This window comes from Paraburkholderia sp. J10-1, from assembly GCF_905220165.1.
In the GTDB taxonomy this organism is placed as follows: Bacteria; Pseudomonadota; Gammaproteobacteria; order Burkholderiales; family Burkholderiaceae; genus Paraburkholderia.
On record NZ_CAJMYW010000002.1, the window covers coordinates 760,689 to 784,944 of the forward strand.

The window sequence follows — 24,256 nt, forward strand, 5'->3', positions numbered from 1 at the left end:
AATGAGCCACAAGGTCGCCTTTAGTTTTGCCGACGGCAAGACCGTGTTCTTCGATGTCCGCTCGGGCGAACTCCTGCTCGACGCCGCGCTGCGCAATGGTGTGAGCATTCCGCTCGATTGCCGTGAGGGCGTGTGCGGAACCTGCCAGGGGCGCTGCGAATCGGGCAGCTATACGCTCGACTATGTCGACGAAGAAACCCTGTCCGCCGACGATCTCGCCGCGCGCAAGATCCTGTCCTGCCAGACGCGTGTGCAATCGGGCGCGTCGTTTTACTTCGACTTCGATTCGAGCCTGTGCAGCGCGGGCGGCACCACGTCGATCACGGGCCGTGTCACGGCCGTTAAGCAGGTATCCGAAACAACGGCGATCCTGCATCTGGACGCAAGTGCTCACTCAGGTCGGCTCGACTTCCTGCCCGGGCAGTATGCGCGCCTGAAAGTGCCGGGTGCAGACGTGTGGCGTTCGTATTCGTTTGCCAACCGGCCCGACGACAACAACCAGCTTCAGTTCCTGATTCGCCTGTTGCCCGATGGCGCAATGAGCAACTACATGCGCGAGCGCTGCGAGCCGGGGCAGAGCGTCGAATTCGAGGCGCCGCTCGGCACGTTCTATCTGCGGCAGGTCGAACGGCCGCTCGTGATGGTGGCAGGCGGCACGGGGCTCTCGGCCTTTTTGGGCATGCTCGACGATCTCGCGCACAAGGGCGGCTGTGGCCAGAAGGTTCACCTCTACTATGGCGTGACGAACGCGCGTGACCTGTGCGAACTCGATCGTTTGAAGGCGTACGAGGAGCGCATTGCAAACTTCGCGTGCGATATCGTGGTGATGAATCCGTCTGAAGTATGGCAAGGCAAGACTGGGCTCATTCCCGAACACTTTGATCGCGAGATGCTCGAAGCGAACCCGTTCGACATGTATGTGTGCGGCCCGCCGCCGATGGTCGAGGCAATCAAGACATGGCTCGCGAACGCAAGCCTCGACGACCACCGTCTTTACTACGAAAAATTTGGGGACAGCAACAGCGCGCAAACCGCTGTGTAACGCTGCGGGGTTGTACGCACTCGGGGTGTTTCGTTATTTTGTCCGCGCGTGGCGTGGTTTACCATTGAGCATTCCCCCATCGCTCAGTGATACACCATGCCAACCCCCGCCGCCCACGACAGCCGAGGTATTGACGCACTGCGTCACGACCTCGAAGGCGCGCGCGACTGGATGGCGTCGATTTGCGGACCGCATGGGCTGCAGGTTCGCAGCCCGAAGGCACTGCAATTCCATCATAGCGGCACGGTAATGCGCTCCATGGCGAGCACATTGGGCTACGTCGAGTACGGCACCGACGTCACCGTCTCCGTGCACAACGATGCACCGCTCAACTGCTATAGCGTGAGTTTGCCGCTCACGGGGCAACAGGAACTTGCCGCGCACGGCCGCCTGTGGTTATCGGACCAGGACAGCGGCCTCGTGCTGTCGCCGCATGAGACGCAGGACCTTGCGATCACGGGCAATTGCCGCAAGATCATCGTGTCGATTCCGAGCCCGGCCTTGCGTCAGGTGCTGGAAGGGCTATTGCAGCGGCCGCTCGAGGCCGCGTTGACGTTCGAGCCGCAGATGAATGCCGCCGACGGCGATCAGGCATCGTGGTGCGCATGGTCAAGTTCCTGCTGGCCGAAATGGGGAGCGCCGGCCCGTTGCTCAATCATCAGCAGATGGTGGGCGATCTCGAACAGGCGCTGATCAAGGGGCTGTTGCTCTCGCAGCCGCACAACTACTCGCAGGCGCTTGCCGATGCAATGCGCCCAGCGTGTCCGCATTATTTGTTGCGCGCGAAACAGTTTATCCACGACAACGCTCGTGAAAACATTGCACTCGAAGACATCGAGCGCGCAGCGGGCGTCTCGCGCTACAAGCTGTTCGAAGGCTTCGGGCAGCACTTCGGGCACGCGCCTATGGCCTATCTGAAGAAGTACAGGCTCGAAGCCGTGCGGCGCGAAATTCTTTCCGACTGCTCCGAGCGCAATGTTTCTTCCATCGCGATGAACTGGGGCTTTTCGCATCTCGGCCGCTTTTCCAACGATTACAAGCAGCTCTTTGGCGAAACGCCGTCGCAAACCCTCAAGCGTGCGGTGAGGCGCTAGGTTGTCCGCTGTTCAGTCGCGCGCAGTCAAACTCACTCCTCCATTTGGGCGTGGCCTAATCGCCCTTTAAGCTCCCTTAGAAAAGTTGCCGATGCGTGCGTGAGCGGTTTATCGCTACGCGTGATGGCGACGAGAGGCCCGATATGGAGCGGCAATTCACATTGCACGAGTTGCAGGCGATATTGGGCGCATAGCTCATCGGCGATGCATTCGGACGAGAGGACGAGGGCATCGCTCTGGCTGGCCAGACGGAAGGCCAGCGGCGACACCTGCGACGACAACACATTCGGCGGCATGGCCAGCCCCATGTCCCGAATCGCGAACTCGAGCTGTTGCCTGATGATATTCGGCTGGGGCGGGAGTATCCACGGATAGTCCAGAAGCTCGTGAAGCGCCACCGGCTTCAAAGTCGAAGCGTGTCCTCGCTGGGCGAGAAAGACGGGCATGTCACGCTTCAACATTTCGAGTTTATAGAGTTCGCTGCCGAATCCACTGGCCATCCGCCCGATCACAATATCCACAAGGTCCTGGTCGAGATTCTCCAGCAACATTTCCATCGAACCTTCGCGCAGCGCTAGTCGCACGCGTGGCCACTTGATCCGAAAGTCGCTCACGCAATCCGATAGCGTCCCCCACCAGGTAAGCGGCGAAAAGATGCCTATCGACAGGTTGCCGATATCCCCATTCAGCAATGCCTCGAGTTCGGCCTCCGCTCGCTGAACGTCGCTCGCGATCAGATGGCCGTGACGCACGAGGGTTTCGCCGTAAAGGGTCGGGCGCATTCCGCTCGGCGTGCGTTCAAAAAGCTGCGCACCGACTATCCCCTCGATCTCGGCCAACGCCTTGGAAAGCGCGGACTGACTGACGTTCTGCGCTTCAGCCGCTTTTTGCAGGCTGCCTAGCCGCGCGATTTCCACCACGACGGTGATGTGACGGAGCTTCAGGCGTTGTTGCAGTGAGTTCATGATCCGGGCCGGGTTGAACTTTTGTCATGGGGGGGCGGCGAAGAATTCCATTTTCTTTCCGCTGTCGATCCGTAAGCTCGTGGTTGTCGGATGCGATAAACCTATGTGCGCGAGTGCGCAAGACAAAGGAGGCTACATGAAGGGCACCGTACTTGCCCAATGCGAGCAGGGCGTACTCGAAGGCGTGACCAACGATGGTGTACACACGTTCTTCGATATTCCCTACGCGGCGAATGGCGGGCGCTTTCGGCCCGCCACAGAACCAGCGCGCTGGAACGGTCAGCGAAATTCTACCCGACCTGGCCCGGTCTTTCCTCAATTGCCAAGCCGCCTGGATTTCGTCATGGGACCGACGGCTCGAGGCGTTGAGCAGTCCGAAGATGCTTTCAGGCTGAATGTTTTTACGCCCGACCTCACTGGAAAATTGCCGGTCGTGTTCTGGATCCACGGCGGCGGGTTCATGACCGGCGGGGCGCTGCCATGCTACTCGGGCGAATCGCTCGCCGGTCTTGGCCGCGCGGTGGTCGTGACGATGAACTATCGGCTCGGCGTGCTGGGCAACCTCTATATGGAGGGCATATCGGCGGGCAATCTTGCCGTTTCGGATCTTGAACTGGCGCTTCAGTGGGTCAGGAAGAACATCGCCAGCTTCGGCGGCGACCCGGATTCCATCGTCGTAGCGGGCCAGTCGGCGGGCGCCTGGTTCGCGCAGCTGCTGGCATCGATGCCGTCGACCCATGGGCTGGTGAAGGCGATTGCCATGCTCAGCTATCCGGGCCTTCAGCCGATGGCGCCGTCTAAAGCACAGACGATTGCGGAGCAGTTGTGCGAAACCGCTGGCATTGCTACTAGTGGCGAGGAACTGCTCACGATGCCTGTCGAGGACATCCTGCAAGCACAAACCCGGCTGACTGGCGCCGTGGCGACGTTTGCCGAGGTTCCCATCGCGTTCATGTCGGTAGCGAGCGGCAACGTGCCAGCGGACCCCGGCGCAGATGCTCAGGAGCGCTTCGGAGGCAAACCGGTCTTCATAGGCTGGACACGCGATGAGTCCGGCAGTTTTTTTGCGAGCAGCCCAGCGCTCCTTGGAGCGACGCAGGAACAGGCCCTGCAGAAGTTCAAGGACGAATTCGGCGACGCTGCGGAAGCTCGATACGAGCGCGTGGCCGAAGGCCGGTTTGAGCGGAAGCCTTATGCCGCGTTGGTCGAGTTGAGCTCGGAAAAGCTGATCGTGGGGCCAACGCGGCGTTTTGCAAAGCGCATGGCCGAAGCGGGAAGCGGCGTATTCGCCTATCGGTTCGATTTTCCCTCTCCACAGCCGGATGTGGGCGCTTGCCATTGCCTTGAATTGCCGTTCTTCTTTGGCAATTTTGAGAACTGGATTGAGGCACCCATGCTCGAAGGCATCGACGAGCCGCACAGCCGCGCGTTGTCGGCCCGAATTCAGAGTCACTTTCTGAATTTTGTGGAGTCCGGTAATCCGAATGGCGCGGGCTTGCCGGCGTGGAAAGCGTTCAACGGCGATGATGGCGATTTGATGTATTTCGACTGACGTGCTGGCGCCGATTGCGAGCCGAGGCTAGCACAATCGTCTCGCAATCGTCATGAGTCGTAGATCATTGAGAAGATATTCGAGCAATTACTAAGTAATCCAAATAAATACGGCGAAACATTGCCGAACCTGGAGACAAGAACGTCATGAAGATGAAGTGGAGTGCCGCGTTGCTGGTCGCGGTGACAGGGCTCGCGCACGCCCAGAGCAGCGTCACGCTTTATGGAATTATCGATACGGGCCTCTCGTACTATAACCATGCGACGGCCAGCGGCGGGACGTTCGTCGGCATGGCTTCGCTGACCGGGCGGCTGCCTTCGCGCTGGGGCCTGAAGGGCACTGAGGACCTGGGCGGCGGATTCAAGACCTTCTTCGTGCTGGAGAATGGCTTTCAGCCCACCAACGGCACGTTGAATTACGGCGGCCGGCTCTTCGGCATTCAGTCGAACGTGGGTATCAGCAGCGATTACGGCTCGATCACGCTCGGCAGGCAGATGGGCATGACGATGTACGCGCTGTTCAACGCGGATGTGATTGGCCCGTCGATTCATTCGCTGAGCGTCTTCGATTCCTATCTGCCGAACGCCCGCAGCGATAACGCGATTGGCTATATGGGCAAATTCCACGGCGTCACGATTGGCGGCACTTACAGCTTCGGCCGCGACGCCGCGGGCCCAGCCGGACCCAGTGCAACCAACTGCCCCGGGCAGGTTCCAGGCAATATGCTGGCGTGCCGTCAATATACGGCGCTCCTCGCATACGATTCGGCGAGCTTTGGCGTGGCGGCCTCGTATGACGTATTGCGCGGCGGCGCGGGCGCCACGGCGCCGCTGAACAACAGCCGCTACACGGATACGCACAACATCGTCGATGGTTACGTGATATTGGGCTCGGCGAAGATCGGTTTTGGGTGGATCAGGAACAACCTCGCGGCCGCCACCCATTTGCAGACCGATATCTTCTTTGCGGGGGCCACGTACTATGTCACGCCCGCGTTCTTCTTCGACACGCAGGGCGTGCGCTATCTTCAGCGCGGCTCTCAGGGCGCGAAGGACGCCAACTCGACGCTACTCATCGGGCGCGTGAATTACCTGTTCTCGAAGCGCACCATGGTGTACACGTCGGTGGGTTACATGTTCAACAGTGCACAGGCCGCGAACGCGGTCGCGGCTGGCGGTACGGTCGCGACCGGCATGAACCAGCTTGGCGTGATGGTCGGCTTGCAGCAGAAGTTCTGACCCCTGCCTTCAGAAGCGCGTATTCGCATTGCGCAGCGCGGCGCCAAAAATGCGAATGGCTTCTTTCAAGGACGCGTCGCGTACGCGCGTGTAGACCGCGATTTCGATCGGTGCGAGCGGCGGCAATCCGAAGCGGCTGCCCACGTCCACCGCGCGCGGCGGCCGTCCTCGTCTCGTCAACGGCGCCACGGCGAGTCCTGCCATGACGGCCGCGCCAACCGTGCCGATACCGCCGCCGACAAACACCTCGGTCCACGGGATGCCGGCTTCGTCCAGCGCCTTGAGCGCGTTGGCGCGCACCCCGCACGGTGCGGATAGCGAAGCCACGCGCAACGGCTCGTCCGGGTTGGGCGACCACTGCGGCGCCGCGAACCATGCGCAGTGCTCGACGAAGAGGCGCTCCGCATCGCGCCGTGCCGGGTCGCGCCGCGCGTAGGCAGCGTCGAGTTCGCCGGCGTCGTACGCTTCGAGCATCTCGCTCGAAGCGCCGATGCGCACTTCCACACGCAAGGTCGGGTCGTGGCTCGATACGCGCGCAAGCAGGGGAATCAACTCTTCCGCAGCGGTGTGATCGATGATGCCAAGGCGCAGGCTGCGCTGCTCGCGAACGTCGCTGGCCAACGCGCGGTCATGTGCGCTCAGCAACTCGCGCGCGGCAGAGAGAAACGCCACGCCTTCGGGCAGCAGTTGAATGTGCCGGGGCGTTCGTTCCAGCAAGCGCTTGCCGAGCCGTTCCTCGAGCCGCTTGATTTTCAGGCTGATGGCCGACTGCGTGGTGTCCTGCACCTCGGCCGCCCGCGTGAAGCTGCTGAGGTCGGCCACCAGCACGAAGGCCTGCACGGCGTCGAGATCGAGCAGGCGGCCGGTGTGTTGATATCCCGTGCTCATGGCGAAGGGCCCTCAAGCATCATTGGAGGAAATCATACGCCGGGGTTGCGCGTGGCGGCTTGCCGACTGAACAGGAGCGATTCGCAGGGGGACGACGAACTTGCCAGGCGGCTCAGCCACGTCCAACTCGGGCAGCCGCGAGGGGCTTGCCGCTCGCGGTCACGACGCCATGCGATGCGGGGTTCCCGATCACGCCCTCGATTGACGGCATTGCGACCGGGCGGTTAGGCTCGGGCTATGCGCCCATCCAAAGTCGATTTAAATCTCTTCGTCGTTTTCGAAGCCGTCTATCGAACGCGCAACCTCACGCGCGCAGCGGAACTGCTTTTCATCACGCAGCCCGCCGTGAGCAACGCGCTCGCGCGCATGCGCAAGGCATTCGACGATCCGCTCTTTGTCAGCACGCCGGCCGGCATGATGCCCACGCCGGTTTCCGAGAACATCATCGGCCGCGTGCGCGAGGCGCTTCAACTGCTCGATTCGAGCACCCATGCCGGCGAACGCTTCGATCCGGCTTCGTCGCAGCGGACCTTCCGGCTCAGCATGAACGACCTGACCGAGGCGTTGCTGCTGCCCGCGCTCGAAGACGTGCTGCAGCGCCTCGCGCCCGGCATCCGCATCGAAAGCTACTTCACGACCCGCCGCGACGTGCCCGAAGCGCTCGCGAGCGGCGCAGTCCATCTGGCGATCGACGCGCCCCTCATCGACGACCCGTATCTCGAACAGGAGCCGCTCGGCAGCGACCGTTACGCGTGCATGGTGCGCAACGAGCATCCGTTCGCGAAGAAGAAGCTGACGATCGACGACTACCTGCGCTTTGGCCATATTCACGTGTCGAGCCGCCGGCAGGGGCCCGGTCTCGTCGACACGGAACTCAACAAGCTCGGCGTGAGGCGCACGATCCAGACCCGCGTCCAGCACTACCTCGTCGCGCCCCTGATCGCGATGCGCACCGACCTCGTGCTGACCGCGCCGCTCATGCTGCTCAAGCGCTATGACGCGCGCATCCTGGCGCTGCCGTTCGATCTTCCCGATCTCGAGACGCATGGCTACTGGCACCGCAGCGTGACGGCGGACCCCGCGCATCGCTGGCTGCGCGAGCAGATCGGCCGTCTCATGCGCAAGCAGCGGCAGTAGCCGGGGTGTCACGAATCGTTATGCCGCAGTATCACAAGAATAAATTTCCTGAATACTTCGCGCCCCGGTATGGTTGCAGTCATGTTCAAGCGAGGTTGGCATGGCGGAACTCTATCTGGTACGGCATGGGCAGGCGTCTTTCGGCGCTGAAAACTATGACGAGCTTTCATCGGCTGGCGGCACCCAGTCGCGCTGGCTGGGCGAATACTACGCGCAGGCAGGCCTGACGTTCGATCGCGTTGTCACCGGCACGATGCGGCGGCACGCGCAAACGGCCGACGCGTTGCTCACGGCGATGCGCGGCGCGCCCGTGGAGATCGTGCAGGACGCGGATCTGAACGAGTACGATTTTGGCGCCCTCTTTGCCGCGCTCGGCGAGAGCGGCCTCGCGCCCGGCCTGCAGGCCGAAGGCTCGAAGAAGGACTTCTACAAAGGGCTCAAGCAGGTCTTGCAGCTTTGGTCCGAGGATAAGCTGCCCGGGAGGGTTCCCGAGACCTGGGGGCAGTTCCAGGCACGCGTCGAGCGCGCGCGTCTTGCCATTCAGCGCGCGGGCGGCAAGCGCGTGCTGGTGGTGAGTTCGGGCGGCCCGATCGCCGTCTTCACGCAGCAGATTCTGCAGGCGAGCGCCGCGGCCGCCATCGCGCTCAACATGCAGATCCGCAACAGCAGCGTGAGCCAGTACGTCTTCAACGACAGCGCCGTGTCGCTGGTCACCTTCAACACCTTGCCGCACCTCGACCAGGCTGAGCGGCGCGAACTCGTCACCTATGGTTGACTCGAATCCGGATGCCCGCTCCATGATGAATGCAAGTCTTCAGTTCGATGTCGACGCGCTCACGCGCTATCTGGCCGCGCACGTGCCCGGCTTTCAGGGGCCCATGACCGTCGAGAAGTTCGCTGGCGGACAGTCGAACCCCACGTTTCTTCTCGAAGCGCAAAGCGGCCGCTATGTGCTGCGGCGTCAGCCGCCGGGTGAACTGCTCAAGTCGGCGCATGCGGTGGACCGCGAATTCCGCGTGCTGAGTGCGCTTGGCGATACGCCGGTTCCCGTCGCGCGGGCCTTGCACCTGTGCGAGGACCGCGATGTGATCGGCAGCCTGTTCTACGTGATGAGTTTCGAAGACGGCGAAATCTACTGGGACCCGTCCCTGCCCGCATTGGCCGCAGGAGCACGCGGCGCCGTCTACGACGCGCTGATCGGCACGATGGCGGCCCTGCACGACGTGGATGTCGAGACCGTTGGACTCGCCGATTATGGCCGCGCGGGCAACTACTTCTCGCGTCAGGTCGATGTGTGGACCAAACAGTATCGCGCGGCGCAGACCGATGAACTCGACGCCATGGAAGCGCTGATCGACTGGCTGCCCGCGCACTGTCCGGCCGAAGCGGGCAAGCCCGCGCTCGTGCACGGCGACTTTCGCATCGACAACCTGATTTTCCACCGCGGCACGCCAAAAGTTCGCGCCGTGCTCGACTGGGAACTCTCCACGCTCGGCAATCCGCTCGCCGACCTCGCGTACTTCTGCATGTGCCTGCGGCTCCCGCCGAAAGGGCATATCGGCGGTCTCGCGGGGCTGGACCGGGCAGCGCTTGGCGTGCCGGACGAGGCCGCGATCGTCGAGCGGTATTGCAGCTTGCGGCGCATTGCGTCGATCGAGAAGTGGAATTTTTACCTCGCGTTCAGCTTCTTCCGGCTCGCCGCCATCGCGCAGGGCGTGAAAAAGCGTGCGCTGGGCGGCAACGCATCGAACGAGAAGGCGCGCCAGGTCGGTGAAATGGCCGGCTCGCTGGCGAGGATGGGCGTCGACGTCATCTGACGGCTGGCGTTAGGCGCGTACGCGCGGATACATTGAGGAGACAGTTGTGACTACTAATTTGTTCGATCTGACCGGCAAGATTGCACTGGTCACGGGCGCGAGCCGTGGCATTGGCGAAGAAATCGCGAAGCTGCTTGCAGAACAGGGCGCTCATGTGATCGTCTCGAGCCGCAAGCTCGATGACTGCGAGAGCGTGGCGCGCGAGATCAGGGAGACGGGCGGCAGCGCCGAGGCGTATCCGTGCCACGTTGGGCGTCTCGACGACATTCAAGGCGTGTTCCAGCATATTCGCGCGAAACATGGCCGGCTGGACATACTCGTGAACAACGCGGCGGCGAATCCGTATTTCGGCCACATTCTCGACACCGATCTTTCGTCTTTCGAAAAGACGGTGGAGGTCAACTTGCGTGGCTACTTCTTCATGTCGGTCGAAGCGGGCAAGCTGATGCGCGAGCACGGCGGCGGCGCGATCGTCAACACGGCTTCCGTCAATGCGCTGCAACCTGGCGACAAGCAAGGCATCTATTCGATCACGAAGGCCGCCGTGGTCAACATGACGCGCGCGTTCGCCAAGGAGTGCGGCCCGCTCGGCATTCGCGTGAACGCCTTGCTGCCCGGCCTCACCAAAACGAAATTCGCAGGCGCCCTGTTCGCGGACGAGGCCCTGTACGAGAGCTGGATGGCGAAGATTCCGCTGCGCCGCCATGCGGAGCCTCGCGAAATGGCCGGCACCGTGCTGTATCTCGTCTCCGATGCGGCGAGCTACACCAACGGCGAGTGCATCGTCGTCGACGGCGGCCTGACGATCTGACCATGGAGCGGCGCGCGTCACTGACGCTCGCGCCGCACGACATACACCCGTATTGAAGGAAGAGCAAAATGGACTTTGCCTATAGCCCGAAAGTCGAAGCGCTGTGCACGCAGGTGCGCGCGTTCATGGACACGCATATCGTGCCGCGCATTCACCAATGGCATGAAGAAGTGAGCGCGGGACAATATCCCGTCTCCTTCATGGAGGAACTGAAGGAAAAGGCGCGTGCGGAAGGTCTCTGGAACCTGTTCCTGCCGCATCTGCGCGACGACGAACCGGGCACGCGGCTAACCAATCTCGAGTACGCTCCGCTTGCCGAAATCATGGGGCGCGTTTCCTGGGCCTCCGAAGTATTCAACTGCAACGCGCCGGACACGGGCAACATGGAGTTGCTGCACATGTTCGCCACGCCGGCGCAACGCAAGAAGTGGCTCGAGCCACTGCTCGACGGCAAGATCCGCTCGGCGTTTGCGATGACGGAACCGGCGGTCGCCTCCTCGGACGCGACCAACATCACCACGTCCATTCGCCTCGATGGCGACGACTATGTGATCGATGGCCGCAAGTGGTTCATCACGAACGCCGCGCACCCGAATTGCCAGATCTTCATCGTCATGGGCAAGACGGACCCGGACGCGCCCGCGCACCGTCAGCAAAGCATGGTTCTCGTGCCGCGCGACACGCCGGGCGTGACGATCATCCGCAATATCACGGTGGTCAATCACACGGCGCCGGAAGGCCACTGTGAGATCGAATTCAAGGGCGTGCGCGTGCCGCGCTCGAATCTGCTTGGCGAAGAGGGCAGCGGCTTCGCGCTCGCCCAGGCGCGCTTGGGGCCGGGACGCATTCACCACTGCATGCGTTCGATCGGCGCCGCCGAACTGGCGCTCGAACTGATGATCGAACGCGCGCAGGCGCGCACGGCGTTCGGCAAGAAGCTTTATCAGCAGGGCACGGTGGGTGAATGGATCGCGAAGTCGCGTATCGAAATCGATCAGGCGAGGCTCTTCGTGCTGAAGGCCGCGTGGATGATCGACAACGTGGGCGCGAAGGAAGCGCGCAAGGAAATCTCGATGATCAAGGCGCTCGTGCCGAGCGTGCACACCGCCGTCTGCGAGCGGGCGATCCAGACCTTCGGCGCGATGGGCCTGAGCCCCGACACGCCGCTCGCGGACAGCTGGACGTGGGGGCGTGCACTGAAGTTCGCCGATGGCCCGGACGAGGTGCATCTTCAGAGCATTGCGCGCATGGAGGTCAAGGCGCGGCCCTATGAACCGGGCCAAGAAAGCCCGTATCTGACGCGCTAACGAGCTGTCTCGCGATTGCTTTTGGACTCGCCCAACAGCGATTGCGTTTCCTCCGAAGGCCGCGCAACGAGCATGCCTTCGAAGGTATCCATCAAGTTCGACACGGCGTAGCCGGGGGCCCAGAGCCGCCCCGGCTCGCCGCTGTCCCGGCTTGCCTCCCAGGCGGCCAGCGCGGCATTGCCATAGATGCCGACGAGCGACAGCCGGTGGTCGACAATCGCCGGATCGATCTCGGGCAGCAGGTCCCGCAGCAGCGCATTGCAGCGCTGATAGCCCGCATTCCACTTGTTCTCCAGCGCCTCGCGCAGGAACGCGCGATCGTTCAGCTGCAGGTTGGCGATCATGCGGATGTACGTCGGCTGGCCCGTTCGATCGGCCAGTTCGAGCATGGGAAAGAGCAACGCCCCCAATACCGCGCGCACGCTTGGCGCGCCTTGCGCTTCCAGCTTGTCCACCCGCGCCTGGCGGTCCTCGTCGATCAGGCGCGCGCCATCTACGACCAGTTCGCGCGCCAGTTCGAGCTTGTTCCCGAAGTAGTAGCGCAGCGAGGCGCTATTGCGCTGACCCGCCGCCGAAATGATGTCCTGCACGGACACCCCCTCCAGCCCGCGCAGCGCGAACAGCCGCTGCGCCTCCTCTTTCAGGCGCGTTCGCGTCTCGGCGCCGTCCGATCTAAGGGGTTTTCCTGGTGTCGTCATTACTTTACCGTATCGATATAACTAACTACACTGGGTTAATTAACCCGGTAGGAGAAACTTAGCATGAAAGTCGTAATTGCAGGAGGCGGCATCGGCGGCCTCACCACGGCGCTGGCCTTGTTGCATCAAGGAATCGAGCCGATTGTACTGGAGCGTGCTCCGCAGCTGACCGAGGTCGGAGCGGGCGTGCAGATCGCCGCCAACGGCACGATCGTGCTGCGTGAACTGGGGCTTGAACGCGCCGTGGCGAGCGTCGCGACGGTGCCGGCAGGCTTCGATTACCTCGAGTTGTCGACGGGCCGGCGCCTCTACTACGCGCCGCTCGGCAAGGAAGCCGAGGCGCGCTACGGCGCGTTGCTCTACAACATTCACCGCGCCGACTTGATCGACCTGCTCGCGAAGGCGTTGCCGCCGGGCGTGGTGCGTCTTGGTGCGGAGTGCGAATCGGTTTCGCAGGACGAGGACAGCGCCTGGGTCACGCTGAAGAACGGCGAGGTGATCCGCGGCGACGTGGTGATCGGCGCGGACGGCATTCATTCGGCCGTACGCACGGCCTTGCGCGGGCCGGAGGAGAAGCAGTTCGCCAATATCCTGATGTGGCGCTCGCTGATCCCGGCCGACCGGCTCGAAGGGCTGAGCCTTCCCGTGGCGGGCAACAACTGGTTTGGCGTGGGCCGCAATATCGTGTCGTACTGGGTTCGCAAGGATCTGTACAGCATTCTCGCCTCCGTGCCGGCAACCGAAGTGAGCCGCGAGTCGTGGACGCAGTCGGGCGATGTCGAGCAACTGCGACGCTCGTTCGAGGGCTGCGAGCCGACGGTGCAGAAGATGCTGGCGCAGGTGGACAACACGTTCATCACCGGCATGTATCACCGCGATCCGATCGAGAGCTGGACGACGGGCCGCATCGCGCTGCTCGGCGACGCCGCGCACGCGATGGTGCCGTATCTCGCACAAGGCGCCTGCCAGTCGATCGAGGACGCATGGGTGCTCGCCACTTGCCTCAAGAATCACGGCAGCGCCGGTGTGCAGGATGCGCTGCTCGAATACGAACGGCGTCGCCAGCCGCGCACGAAGCGCATTCAGGCGGGCGCGCGCTACGTGGTCGACTGGGCGCACGAGCCCGACGCGGCGCGCGTGCGTCAGCGCAACGGGCGGCTCAAGGGGCTTTCGCGCATCGATCCGCTGGGCGAGATTTCGTGGTCGTTCGCCTGGGGGCACGACATCATCGCGGCGGCCAAATTGCCGCCGGGCGAGGTGGTGGGCCTGAGCGCGGCGCGTGAAGGCAAGCGCATGGAGCGCGCCGAGAGCCAGCGTGCATTCGATCTCTGGAAGGGCGTCTTCACGCCCGACGACGTGGCGCGCGGCGACCGCGGCCAGCACGCCGCATACGAGCGCTTCCTGCTGGGGCAATTCCCCGCACCGGCGAGCACCCATGTGAAGGAAGTCGATCTCGATGGCGTGCGCTCGCTGCGCGTAACAGCGGAAGGCGCGGGGAAGCAGGCGACCGTGCTGCATTTTCACGGCGGCGGCTATGTGCTTGGTTCTGCTAATAGTTCCGTGGAATACGCAAGCCGTCTTTCGCATGCGCTGAACGGCCCGTGCTACACGGTCGACTATCGCCTCGCGCCCGAGCATCCGTATCCGGCGGCCATCGATGATGCATTCAGCGCGTATCGCGGCCTGCTCGCCACGGGCGTCGATCCCGCCACGCTCTTCCTGAGCGGCGAGTCGTCCGGTGGTGGTCTCGCACTCGCGCTGGCGGCGGCGCTGCGCCGCGCGGGGCTGCCGCTGCCGGCCGGCGTGATCGCCGTCTGCCCGATGACGGATCTCACGCTGAGCGGCCCTTCCGTGCAAGCGAACTCGGGCGACGACCCGGCCGCGAATCGCGAGACGCTGACCAATCTCGTCGCGGGCTACTTCCAGGGCCACGAGCCGACCGACCCGATGGTGTCGCCGCTGTTCGCCGATCTCACGGATCTTCCGCCGGTGTATCTCGCGGCCGTGCATGGCGAAGTGCTGGAAAGCGACACGACGCGCTTTGCCGAGCGCGCGAAAGCCGCCGGGGCGAACGTGACGCTAAAGATGGTGGACGACTCCGTTCACGTCTTCACGCTGTTCCCGTTCTTGCCCGAGACCGCCGAAACGCTCGAAGCGATCGCCCAGTGGAGCCGCAAACTGCTGCCGCAGTGAAGAAAAACCTCTGCGCCGGGCACTGCGCCAGGTGCGGAGGCATCCTGTTTCATGTCTGGAGTGCCTATGACGGCAACATCATTGCGTCAACTCGCTACACCGCAGACCTCGCTCTACGCGAATCTCGAAGTCTGCGCGAATCGTCATCCCGAGAAGGACGCCATTCTCTACTACGGCAGTGCCCTGAGCTACGGGAAATTACGCGACGAAGTGGAGACGATGGCGGGATTCCTGCAACAGCATTGTGGAGTCCGTCGTGGCGAGCGCGTCGTGCTCTTCATGCAGAACAGTCCGCAGTTCGTCATCGCGTTCTACGCGGTGCTGCGCGCGGACGCGGTCGTCGTGCCCGTCAATCCGATGAACCGGACCGCCGAGCTGCAACATATCTTCGAAGACAGTGGCGCGCGAGTCGCGTTTGTTGGCGAAGAGTTGTTGGAGCACGTGCGGCCGCTCATGGGGCGCCAGGTGGGCCATGTCGTGACGGCGCGCTATGCCGACTATTTAGACCTGCAGACGGATCTGCCGCTGCCCGATATCCTGACTGTCCCCGAGCCGCAGCTCAACGCACTGCCGTCCGAAAGCGATGCCAGCATTACCGGCTGGTACGACGCGCTACTTCATGCGTACGTTGCGCGCGCCCACGAAGCGGGACCCGATGACCTGGCGGTGATTCCGTATACGTCCGGCACCACGGGGCACCCGAAGGGATGCATCCATACGCACCGCAGTGTGATGCATTCGACCGTTTCTTGCGGCGCGTGGCCCGAACTCCCCGGTGAGAGCGTGATGCTGTGCTCCGTGCCGCTTTTTCATGTAACGGGCATGCAGAACTGCATGAACATGCCGGTCTTCATCGGCGCGACGATGGTGATCATGACCCGCTGGGACGCGAGATGCGCAGCGCACCTGATCGAACGCCACCGCGTGAGCACATGGGTCACCGTGCCGACGATGGTGATCGATCTGCTGAATCTCGCAGACATCGCGAGCTTCGACCTCGGCTCGATCACCTATCTGAGTGGAGGCGGAGCCGCGATGCCCCAGGCGGTTGCGCAGGAGATCGAGAAGCGCTGGGGCATTGCCTACGTGGAGGGCTACGGGCTCACCGAAACGATGGCGGCAACGCACATCAACCCACGCACGCGCAGCAAGCCGCAATGCATGGGCGTGCCCGTTTTCAACACTTATGCGCTCGTAGTCGACCCCGATTCGCTGCAGACCCTTGGAGAAGGCGAGACGGGCGAAATCCTCGTGAGCGGGCCGCAAGTGTTCGACGGCTACTGGAACGCGCCGCAGGCGTCGCGTGACGCGTTCGCTTCGATCGATGGGCGGCGCTATCTGCGCACGGGCGATCTCGGCTATGTCGATCAGGAGGGCTACTTCTTCGTTGTCGACCGGCTCAAGCGCATGATCAACGCATCGGGCTACAAGGTGTGGCCCGCCGAGGTCGAGGCCATGCTGTTCGAACATCCTGCCGTGCAGGAGGCCTGCGTGATCGCGACTCACGACGCGCGCAGGGGCGAATCCGTCAAGGCCGTTATCGTTCTACGCAGTGGTGCGTGTACGACGCAAGACGACATTGTCGCGTGGGCTCGCGAACGCATGGCGGCCTACAAGGTTCCGCGCGTGATCGCGTTTGCCGATAGCTTGCCGCGCACGGCGAGCGGCAAGGTTCAGTGGCGCGTGTTGCAGGAGGCGGAAAACCGGCGCAAAGGCCTACCAGAATCGTCGTGATCCAACTGCAAGATTCCTTGCAATTGACGCGCGCCCGGAAATGTAAAGTTTCTGACGGTTTGGCGACGCCTTCTCGGGCAACTTATCGTCTTGGGCACGATGCCTCGACAAGGCGATAAAAAGCGCCACAAGGCATAACAGAATTTGAGCGGGGGAGACCTCCAGCATCTTCGCGCAAAAAGCGCGTGTCGATCTGGTCAAATTAATTCGTAGTACAACATAAACATAAGATTGGAGTCATGGAATGAGGAAGGTAAGGAGATTGCCCGTCAACGTCGCTTCGGTGGCGAGTAGCCGGGTTGGAAGGAGACCGCGAGGCCGCACGGCGGGCGTGCTGGCCGGCGCCATTTCTGCGGCTACGTTGTATTCGGCATCGGCGGCTGCGCAATCGTCGGTGACCCTCTACGGTCTGGTCGATGCCGGCCTGCGCTATACGACACACGCGAACCCGGCAGGCGATTCGCAGTTTCAGATGTTGAGCGGCGCGAGCGAAAGCCACTTTGGCATCAAGGGTGCGGAAGACATTGGCGGCGGGACGAAGGTTATTTTCACCCTGGAAAATCGCTTCTTTCCGAACAACGGGCAAATGGACCCGGCCTATCCGTTCTTCAATACGGCGTTTGTCGGCCTGCAATCGAACACGTTCGGCAAGCTGACAATGGGTCGCCAGATCAATCCGTTCGCCGACGCCGTGCTGGGGTCGTTCATATCGAACCGCTGGCTACCGTCGTTCTATCAGTTCCGGCCGGAAGTCACGATGGCCCAGGGCGTATGGACGAGCAACATGGTCAAGTACGCCGTGCGCTATCAGTACCTGACCGCCGAGGTCTCGTACGCGTTTGGCGGCCAGGCGGGGCAGTTCGGTGCGGGTAGCCAGATTGGCGCGTCCATTCTGTATCTGCCCGCTGCGCCGCTGACCTTTTCCGCCGCCTATCTCGACTCGCGCGACGCTGTGAATGGGTCCCAGCACTTCAAATCTTGGGCCGTGGGCGGTTCGTACACGTTCGCCTCGACCACCGTGAATGCAGGCTGGATGGTCAACCGGCAGGACTCGGGCTTCGTCGGCAATTTCCCTAACGGCCCGTTCTCCGTGCCCGCATTGACCGCGCTGAAATTCAATACGTTCAGCGCACGAGAGATGTTCTTTGGTGGCGTGAGCCAGCAGATCGGCTTTGCCACGCATCTCTCGGCGAACGTGTGGCGCACGATCCAGACCGGCAAGGCTCAGTCCGGTGACGGCAACGCGACGCAGTTCCAGCTGCTTGCCGACTACAACTGGTCCAAGCGCACGGATACGTACGTCGAAGTCGATTACTCGCTGTACCGGGGCGGCATGATTGGCGCGCAGTTCCAGGGCATCAACGCAGTGAGTTCGGCTTTCGGCAGCACCCAGCTTGGCGTGACGGCAGGCTTGCGGCATCTGTTCTAGGCGGGCCAAATGAGCGCCCGCGAATCCAGCGGGCGCTCGTGGACGAAATCATTGGTAATCCTGAAAGGACGAGAGGAGGTCTTTCGACAAGATTTCGATGCGGCCATACCGAAGCGTGATCGCACCTTTTTCCGCCATCGCCTTGAGTTCCAGCGAAAGCGTCTGGCGCGTGATGCCCAGCATCATGGCGAGCGTGTCCTGCGAAAGGCTCACGTCCTGGCGGCACTGCGGCGCGAGTGTCACATCGCCCGCAGCGAGCGAGAGCAGGCGGCGGGCAATGCGCGCACGCGTGGAATGTAGCGTCGCGTCTTCGACCATGCGGTAAAGCCAGTTCATATGGAGCGACTGCAACTCCGCAATCGCGCGCACGAACGCGTGGCTGCGCTGCATCAGTTCCTCGAAGGCAGCGGCCTTCACGACAAAGAGGCTCGACCGGTCGAGTGCAATGACGTCACGCGGACGCGGTTGGCGGCTAGTCAACGAGGTCTGCCCAAACCAGTTGCCCGGTTCGATCACGGCAAGGATCGCTTCCTTGCCGTCTTCGCGAACGGTAGAGGCTTTGAGGCGTCCGCTCTTGACGCCATAGAACGCACTTGGTGCGTCGCCGCGATGGAAAAGATATTCGCCCGGGCCGAGCGTCATGAGTTCGCTGCTGCCGATCAGCGCTTCCTGTTCTTCGGCGGGTAACGCGCTGAACCACTGGTTGGTCCGCATTTCGTCGGACGTGTCGATCATGAGGGCCATGTGAAGCAGTCAATATGCAGATCAATGTTCGAGCGCGGCGCTGGCCGCTTACATGCACCGCATTTTATTCGTCGAAAGATGGCGTGACCTCCCTCAAACGGGGGAGTCACGCCGCGGCCCTCATTGTTTTAGTGCGCTTACTTCGTGTTGTCGCTCAGCGTTTTCAGGTCCGTCACGCTATAAGCCATGGAACCGCGGAAACCAGCGCCCACACGCACAGGCTGGAGATCCGAAATCTCTTCGCCTTCGGCGACCGGGAACGAGAGCTTGCCTTCACCCGTCCACACGCCGGCGATCTGCGCGTTGTTCATGACGGAGAGCACGAGTTCGTTCACGGCCGGCGTTTCATGCTGGCCAGCGGCGAGGCGCGGGAAATAGCGCAGGTTCACAACCGGTCGGCCCGCAATGCCCAGTTTCGAAACGTCTTCAACGGCCTTCTCCAGCTTGACCTCGGCGCGGGCAAGACGCTGTCCGGCGGCGCTCGCCGAGGCGGCGAAGCGCGTGCCTGCGGCAACAGGTGCGGCGGCGGGGCTCGGCGCCGCGAACGAACGCGTTTGATGCACCTGGCCATAGCGCTTCGGGAAGCCTTGAATCAGACCGCGCATCATCGCGGAGTCGTTGTCCACGAAGATGTACGGGCAATACGAAACCGGCTTGCCGTCGTGCAGCGCGTCCACGAGGATGAAAAATTCGCGGTACTGATAGCGCGCCGGGTCGAGCATCTCGTCGTTGCTGCCGGTGAATTGCCAGTCGATGAAGAGGGCCGTGGCATGCCCCGGCGACGCCGGATCGGCGCTCAAACCTTTGGGGAGCACGGCGGCGACCGCAGCGGGATCGGCCCAGAATTCGACGAGGATGAAGTCGCCGGAATAGTGCCACGGCGGCGGGGGCGCGATGCTCGAAAGTCCACGGGGCGAGAGAGGAACAGCGTAAGGCCTGGTCATGATGAAGACTCCAGATTGATTGGGTTTGCGGCCAGAGAATGGCTTTCAGGTTATCTAACGTCGCTGTCAGCTGGCGGTGGAAGCGGCGGACGAATTCGCAGCGGGAATGACCGCATTGCGGCCGGCAATCCCGTTACCGGGCGACCAGTTTTCGCTGGCCACTTCGATGATGTTGATGAAGACATCGGCGGGGTCCACGCCGAGCGTTGCTTGCAGTTTGCTGACGAGGTGCTCGTAGAAGCGTTTCTTGTCGTCGGGGCTGCGGCCGGCGGTCAGCGTGATCTGAACCAGCAGCAGGTCCGCGCTGCGCTTGAACGGGAACGTCGTGTTCGCGAGGAAGTCGGCGTCTTCGTGCTCGGTGATTGTCATGAAGAACGCTTGCGGGTGAACGCTGAGCGCCTCGTGCAGCGACTCGTGAATACTCTTCAGGACTGCGGTGCGAAATGGCGCGGGCCGGCCGGCGCGCATCGAAACATGGGTCATTGGCATGGAAAGCTCCGTTTGGCGACTGCTGCGCCAAATCTTAGGCGTGCATCCGATCACATCCAACAATCACAGCGAATTGCTGTGATGAGATTTTCAAATCATCGAATCGCGTTTTATCGGGCTATCTCGGGGTATTTGCTGCGCTCCCCCATCCGGGGGATATTGCGGGCGTCCCGATGCCGGGATCATTGCTTCAACGGAACGTCGCTCCGATCAGAACGAAAAACAAAGCATCGGCGTTCATGCGATCCATGTTCAGGAACCCAGGAGATATCAATGTCGGACGACGTGAAGACGGCTCACGCCAGCAATGCCTACGCTTATCCGCTGTTAATCAAGCAACTGCTGCATACGCCCTTTGCTCAGGCACAGGAGCAGGAGATCGTCTATCGCGGCCAGGTGCGCATGAGCTATGCGACCCTTCGCGAGCGCATTGCGCGCCTCGCCAACGGTCTTGCCCAGCTCGGCGTGGAATACGGCAGCACGGTCGCGGTGATGGACTGGGACAGTCACCGTTATCTCGAGAGTTACTTCGCTATCCCGATGATGGGTGCGGTGCTGCAGACCGTGAACGTGCGTCTGTCTCCGGCGGAGATCGCTTATACGATCAATCACGCTGGCGCTGAAGTCCTGTTCGTACACACTGATTTCATTCCCGTAGTCGAGTCCATCAAGGATCAGCTCGAAACCGTGCGCAAGTTTGTGTGGATCGACGAGCCGGGCAGCGAAGCGCCGGCCCATACGATTGCGTTCTCGAACGAATACGAGGCGATGCTGGCCGCAAACAGCACGAGCTACGACTTCCCGGAGTTCGACGAAAACACGCGCGCCACGACGTTCTATACGACCGGCACGACCGGTTTGCCGAAGGGCGTCTACTTCACGCATCGGCAGCTGGTGTTGCACACCATCTCGCTCATGGCGGCGCTCGCAGCGCCGATTGCCGGTCAACGCTTTCATCGCGGCGACGTGTATATGCCGCTCACCCCCATGTTTCATGTCCACGCATGGGGCATGCCTTATATCGCCACGGTAATGGGCGTGAAGCAGGTTTATCCGGGCCGCTATGTGCCGGAGCGTCTTGCGAGACTCATCGAGGACGAAGGCGTGACCTTCTCGCATTGCGTGGGCACGATCCTGCACATGCTGCTTACGTGCGCCGAGGCGAAGGCAACCGACTTCAGCAAGTGGAAAGTGATTATTGGCGGCAGCGCGTTGCCGCAGGGCCTGGCCGCTTCGGCAGTGGCGCGCGGCATCGACGTGTTCGCCGGTTATGGCATGTCCGAAACCTGTCCGGTGCTGAGCCTCGCGCAATTGCCGCCGGGCGCCGAAAAGCTGGATGCCGACGAGCAGATTCGCCTGCGGTGCAAAACCGGGCTGCCGGTGCCGCTCGTCGATCTGCGCGTGGTGGACGACGAGATGACCGATCTTGCGCATGACGGGAAATCCACGGGCGAGATCGTCGCGCGTGCGCCGTGGCTCACGCAAGGCTATCTGAAGAATCCCGAGGCGAGCGAGCAACTTTGGGCGGGCGGTTATCTGCATACGCAGGATATCGCCAATATCGACCCGACCGGCAACGTGCAGATTACCGATCGCTTGAAGGACGTCATCAAGTCGGGCGGCGAGTGGGTGTCGTCGCTGGAAATCGAAAACCTGATTTCGCAGTACGACGGCGTTTCGGAAGTCGCCGTTATCGGCATCAAGGATGAGAAGTGGGGAGAACGGCCAGTCGCGCTCGTGGTGCTCAAGGAAGGCGCGGCGGTGACGGAGGAAGACATCAAGCAGCACGTGCTGTCGTTCACGACATCAGGACGGATCTCGAAGTATGCGGTGCCGCAGACCGTCAAGTTCGTCGAGACGCTGGCGCGAACGAGCGTCGGCAAGGTCAACAAGAAAGCGCTGCGCGAGCAGATCGCCTGAATGGTCGGGAACATGCGAGGAGTGGAAGCGATGAGTCTGGAAAATTACCGCGTCGAGACGCTCGGCGACTTTGTGGGCCAGGAACTGGGCGTATCGGATTGGGTTCTCGTCGATCAGGAACGTATCGACGCGTTCGCAGCGTGCACCGGCGACCGGCAGTGGATCCATGTGGATGTGGAGCGTGCGAGGCGCGAGAGCCCTTTCGGCGGAACCATCGCCCACGGCTACCTGACGTTGTCGCTGCTGGCGAGCCTTGCGATGGAAATCGGCATCGTCCCCAAGGATGCGGCGGCGGGACTGAACTACGGGCTCGACAAGGTGCGCTTCATGACGCCCGTTAAGGCTGGGGCGCGCGTGCGCAACCGCGTCACGCTCGAGTCGGCGGAGAACAAGGGAGGAGGCCGCGTGCTCGTCAAGACGATGAACACGCTGGAGATCGAGGGCGAAGACAAGCCCGCGTTGGTCGCGCAAACCCTCGCAATGCTGATTGCGTGATACGCGACGAAAAGAGACTATTGAGGAGTCGAAAATGGCGGTAACCCGTGAAATGCCCCAGCAAAGCGAGAACGCGAAGGCTTTGGCCGCTTCGGTCGAGCAAGCCCTGCCGGGCCCCAATCCGTTCGTCGGGCTGCGCCCCTGCGATATCTTCGCGGCCGTGCAGCAGATCGGTGCTCAGGCAATGCGACAGCCGGCGCTCGTGATGGAGCAGGAAATGGCGCTGGCGCGCGAGATATTCAGCATCGTTTCGGGCAGCTCCAAGGCTGCGTCGCCACAAGGCGACAAACGCTTTACGGATACGGCGTGGCAGGACAACCCGATGTATCGCATGACGCTGCAAGGCTATCTCGCGTGGCGCGACTCGCTTGCCGGTTTCGTGGAGCGCTCGGGGCTCGACGCGAACAGCCGGGAGCGCGCGAAGTTCGTGGTCTCGCTCATTACCGATGCGGCCTCGCCGACCAACACGCTGCTGGGCAACCCGGCTGCGCTCAAGAAGGTGGTCGATTCGGGCGGAATCAGCTTGCTGGACGGCTTCAACAATGCCGTGACGGACATGCTCAAGAATCAGGGCATGCCGGCGCAGGTAAACAAGACAGCATTCGAAGTGGGGAAGAACCTCGGGACTTCGAAAGGTTCGGTGGTGTTTCGCAATGAATTGCTGGAACTGATTCAATACTCGCCCACGACGCAGCAGGTCTATAGCCGGCCGCAGCTGATCGTGCCTCCGCAGATCAACAAGTTCTATATTTTCGATCTGTCCGAAGGTAAGAGCATCGTCAACTATCTGCTCGACAACGAACTGCAGGTGTTCGTGGTCAGCTGGCGCAACCCGACCGCGGCGCAAAGCCATTGGGACCTCGACACATACGTCACTGCGCTGATCGAGGCCATTACGGCCGTGCGTGAAATCACCGGCAGCGAAGATATCAATCTGCACGGCGCGTGCTCTGGCGCGATGACGATTTCGGCCTTGCTCGGCCACCTGGCGGCCCGCGGCGAGAAGACAGTCAACGCCACCACGCTGATGGTTGCCGTGCTCGACAACACGGCCGATTCCCAGCTTGGCCTCTTTGCGACGCCCGAGGCCGTGGCGGCCGCCAAGCAGCACAGCATTTCGCGCGGCGTGCTGGCCGGCGAAGAAATGGGCCGCGTGTTCGCGTGGATGCGCCCCAACGATCTGGTGTGGAACTACTGGGTCAACAACTACCTGCTCGGTAACGCGCCGCCGGCGTTCGACATCCTTTACTGGAACAACGACACGACGCGCTTACCGGCGAAATTCCACGGCGAACTGCTCGACATTTTCACCGGGAATCTGTTCAGCAAGCCCGGCGCGCTGACGGTGTTGGGCACGCCTATCGACTTGTCCGAGGTGAATTGCGACAAGTACGTGGTGGCGGGTATGACCGACCATATCACGCCGTGGAAGGGCGTTTATAACACCGCCCGGCGCTTTGGCGGCGAGACCCGCTTTGTGCTGAGTTCGAGCGGGCATATTCAAAGCCTGATCAATCCGCCCGGCAATCCGAAAGCGAAGTATTTCCTCAATCCTTCGTTGCCCGCCAATTCCGATGCGTGGCTCGACAACGCACAGGCCGAGAAGGATTCGTGGTGGAACAACTGGCGCGACTGGCTCGTGGCCCGCTCAGGCGAGAAGCGCGCCGCGCCGGCAGCGAACGGCAGCAAAAAGCACCCAGCAACGGCAAGTGCGCCCGGCAAGTATGTTTTGCAAGACTAACGATTTTCAACCCGCTAC

22 protein-coding genes are annotated in these 24,256 nt (G+C 62.2%); 16 read left to right on the forward strand and 6 right to left on the reverse strand.

Translation table 11 applies throughout. The features are described 5' to 3' along the window. Position 1 precedes the first annotated feature (1 nt). From antC to U5A65_RS10265, 3 genes are all read left to right on the forward strand, one after another. On the forward strand, positions 2–1,042 hold the full coding sequence (gene antC / locus U5A65_RS10255; protein WP_321946207.1) for an anthranilate 1,2-dioxygenase electron transfer component AntC: 1,041 nt from the start codon (positions 2–4) through the stop codon (positions 1,040–1,042). 96 nt (positions 1,043–1,138) lie between these two features. After that, complete coding sequence (locus tag U5A65_RS10260) at positions 1,139–1,735, forward strand: hypothetical protein (protein WP_321946208.1); 597 nt, start codon at positions 1,139–1,141, stop codon at positions 1,733–1,735. Further along, positions 1,690–2,136 carry a helix-turn-helix domain-containing protein gene (locus U5A65_RS10265; protein ID WP_321946209.1) on the forward strand — a complete coding sequence of 149 codons (447 nt, stop codon included), beginning with the start codon at positions 1,690–1,692 and terminating at the stop codon, positions 2,134–2,136. Before U5A65_RS10260 ends, U5A65_RS10265 begins: the two co-directional genes overlap by 46 nt. Before the next feature lie 32 nt (positions 2,137–2,168). On the opposite strand, the gene U5A65_RS10270 is transcribed toward U5A65_RS10265, so the two are convergent. Beyond that, the gene (locus tag U5A65_RS10270) at positions 2,169–3,101 is read right to left on the reverse strand and encodes a LysR family transcriptional regulator (RefSeq protein WP_321933725.1); all 933 of its coding nucleotides are present in this window, start codon (positions 3,099–3,101) and stop codon (positions 2,169–2,171) included. A gap of 136 nt (positions 3,102–3,237) precedes the next feature. Here U5A65_RS10270 and U5A65_RS10275 point away from each other — a divergent pair, with 136 nt between their 5' ends. Together U5A65_RS10275 and U5A65_RS10280 are read left to right on the forward strand one after the other, a co-directional pair. Next, complete coding sequence (locus U5A65_RS10275) at positions 3,238–4,653, forward strand: carboxylesterase/lipase family protein (RefSeq protein WP_321946210.1); 1,416 nt, start codon at positions 3,238–3,240, stop codon at positions 4,651–4,653. A 146-nt stretch (positions 4,654–4,799) separates the two neighbouring features. Further along, positions 4,800–5,891, forward strand: coding sequence for a porin (locus U5A65_RS10280; RefSeq protein ID WP_321946211.1), 1,092 nt, complete (start codon positions 4,800–4,802; stop codon positions 5,889–5,891). A gap of 9 nt (positions 5,892–5,900) precedes the next feature. On the opposite strand, the gene U5A65_RS10285 is transcribed toward U5A65_RS10280, so the two are convergent. Further along, the gene (locus tag U5A65_RS10285) at positions 5,901–6,779 is read right to left on the reverse strand and encodes a LysR family transcriptional regulator (protein WP_321909585.1); all 879 of its coding nucleotides are present in this window, start codon (positions 6,777–6,779) and stop codon (positions 5,901–5,903) included. 237 nt (positions 6,780–7,016) lie between these two features. On the opposite strand from U5A65_RS10285, the gene U5A65_RS10290 reads away from it, so the two are divergent. The 5 genes from U5A65_RS10290 to U5A65_RS10310 all read left to right on the forward strand — a co-directional run bounded on the left by U5A65_RS10290 (position 7,017) and on the right by U5A65_RS10310 (position 11,851). Continuing rightward, positions 7,017–7,916 carry a LysR family transcriptional regulator gene (locus U5A65_RS10290; protein WP_321909583.1) on the forward strand — a complete coding sequence of 300 codons (900 nt, stop codon included), beginning with the start codon at positions 7,017–7,019 and terminating at the stop codon, positions 7,914–7,916. 100 nt (positions 7,917–8,016) lie between these two features. Further along, on the forward strand, positions 8,017–8,691 hold the full coding sequence (locus U5A65_RS10295) for a histidine phosphatase family protein (RefSeq protein ID WP_321946212.1): 675 nt from the start codon (positions 8,017–8,019) through the stop codon (positions 8,689–8,691). Between the two features lie 22 nt (positions 8,692–8,713). Further along, on the forward strand, positions 8,714–9,733 hold the full coding sequence (locus tag U5A65_RS10300; protein ID WP_321946213.1) for a phosphotransferase: 1,020 nt from the start codon (positions 8,714–8,716) through the stop codon (positions 9,731–9,733). Positions 9,734–9,779: 46 nt separating this feature from the next. Then, positions 9,780–10,544 (forward strand): SDR family oxidoreductase, encoded by a 765-nt coding sequence (locus U5A65_RS10305; RefSeq protein ID WP_321909578.1) that lies wholly within the window; start codon positions 9,780–9,782, stop codon positions 10,542–10,544. Positions 10,545–10,612: 68 nt separating this feature from the next. Then, positions 10,613–11,851, forward strand: coding sequence for an acyl-CoA dehydrogenase family protein (locus U5A65_RS10310; protein WP_321909576.1), 1,239 nt, complete (start codon positions 10,613–10,615; stop codon positions 11,849–11,851). Here U5A65_RS10310 and U5A65_RS10315 read toward each other — a convergent pair. Further along, positions 11,848–12,549 carry a TetR/AcrR family transcriptional regulator gene (locus U5A65_RS10315; RefSeq protein ID WP_321946214.1) on the reverse strand — a complete coding sequence of 234 codons (702 nt, stop codon included), beginning with the start codon at positions 12,547–12,549 and terminating at the stop codon, positions 11,848–11,850. The genes U5A65_RS10310 and U5A65_RS10315 overlap by 4 nt on opposite strands. Before the next feature lie 63 nt (positions 12,550–12,612). On the opposite strand from U5A65_RS10315, the gene U5A65_RS10320 reads away from it, so the two are divergent. From U5A65_RS10320 to U5A65_RS10330, 3 genes are all read left to right on the forward strand, one after another. Continuing rightward, positions 12,613–14,742 (forward strand): alpha/beta hydrolase fold domain-containing protein, encoded by a 2,130-nt coding sequence (locus U5A65_RS10320; protein ID WP_321946215.1) that lies wholly within the window; start codon positions 12,613–12,615, stop codon positions 14,740–14,742. Positions 14,743–14,808: 66 nt separating this feature from the next. Continuing rightward, positions 14,809–16,476, forward strand: a complete 1,668-nt coding sequence (locus tag U5A65_RS10325) for a long-chain-fatty-acid--CoA ligase (protein ID WP_321933707.1) — start codon at positions 14,809–14,811, stop codon at positions 16,474–16,476. 244 nt (positions 16,477–16,720) lie between these two features. Further along, positions 16,721–17,905: a porin gene (locus U5A65_RS10330; RefSeq protein WP_321909568.1), complete on the forward strand. Its 1,185-nt coding sequence runs from the start codon at positions 16,721–16,723 to the stop codon at positions 17,903–17,905. A gap of 48 nt (positions 17,906–17,953) precedes the next feature. Here the strand turns inward: U5A65_RS10330 and U5A65_RS10335 are convergent, their stop codons facing one another. From U5A65_RS10335 to U5A65_RS10345, 3 genes are all read right to left on the reverse strand, one after another. Beyond that, the gene (locus tag U5A65_RS10335) at positions 17,954–18,649 is read right to left on the reverse strand and encodes a Crp/Fnr family transcriptional regulator (protein WP_321909567.1); all 696 of its coding nucleotides are present in this window, start codon (positions 18,647–18,649) and stop codon (positions 17,954–17,956) included. A 137-nt stretch (positions 18,650–18,786) separates the two neighbouring features. After that, positions 18,787–19,593 carry an acetoacetate decarboxylase family protein gene (locus U5A65_RS10340; RefSeq protein WP_321946216.1) on the reverse strand — a complete coding sequence of 269 codons (807 nt, stop codon included), beginning with the start codon at positions 19,591–19,593 and terminating at the stop codon, positions 18,787–18,789. Between the two features lie 66 nt (positions 19,594–19,659). Then, positions 19,660–20,082, reverse strand: coding sequence for a tautomerase family protein (locus tag U5A65_RS10345; RefSeq protein WP_321946217.1), 423 nt, complete (start codon positions 20,080–20,082; stop codon positions 19,660–19,662). A gap of 273 nt (positions 20,083–20,355) precedes the next feature. Here U5A65_RS10345 and U5A65_RS10350 point away from each other — a divergent pair, with 273 nt between their 5' ends. Genes U5A65_RS10350 through U5A65_RS10360 form a run of 3 tightly spaced genes read left to right on the forward strand, consistent with a single transcriptional unit; the run spans position 20,356 to position 24,238 of the window. Then, positions 20,356–22,002, forward strand: a complete 1,647-nt coding sequence (locus U5A65_RS10350) for a fatty acid--CoA ligase (RefSeq protein WP_321946218.1) — start codon at positions 20,356–20,358, stop codon at positions 22,000–22,002. A 30-nt stretch (positions 22,003–22,032) separates the two neighbouring features. Continuing rightward, entirely contained in the window at positions 22,033–22,497 is a 465-nt protein-coding gene (locus U5A65_RS10355; protein WP_321909561.1) for a MaoC family dehydratase, read from the forward strand. Between the two features lie 34 nt (positions 22,498–22,531). Then, positions 22,532–24,238 (forward strand): alpha/beta fold hydrolase, encoded by a 1,707-nt coding sequence (locus U5A65_RS10360; RefSeq protein WP_321946219.1) that lies wholly within the window; start codon positions 22,532–22,534, stop codon positions 24,236–24,238. Positions 24,239–24,256 lie beyond the last annotated feature (18 nt).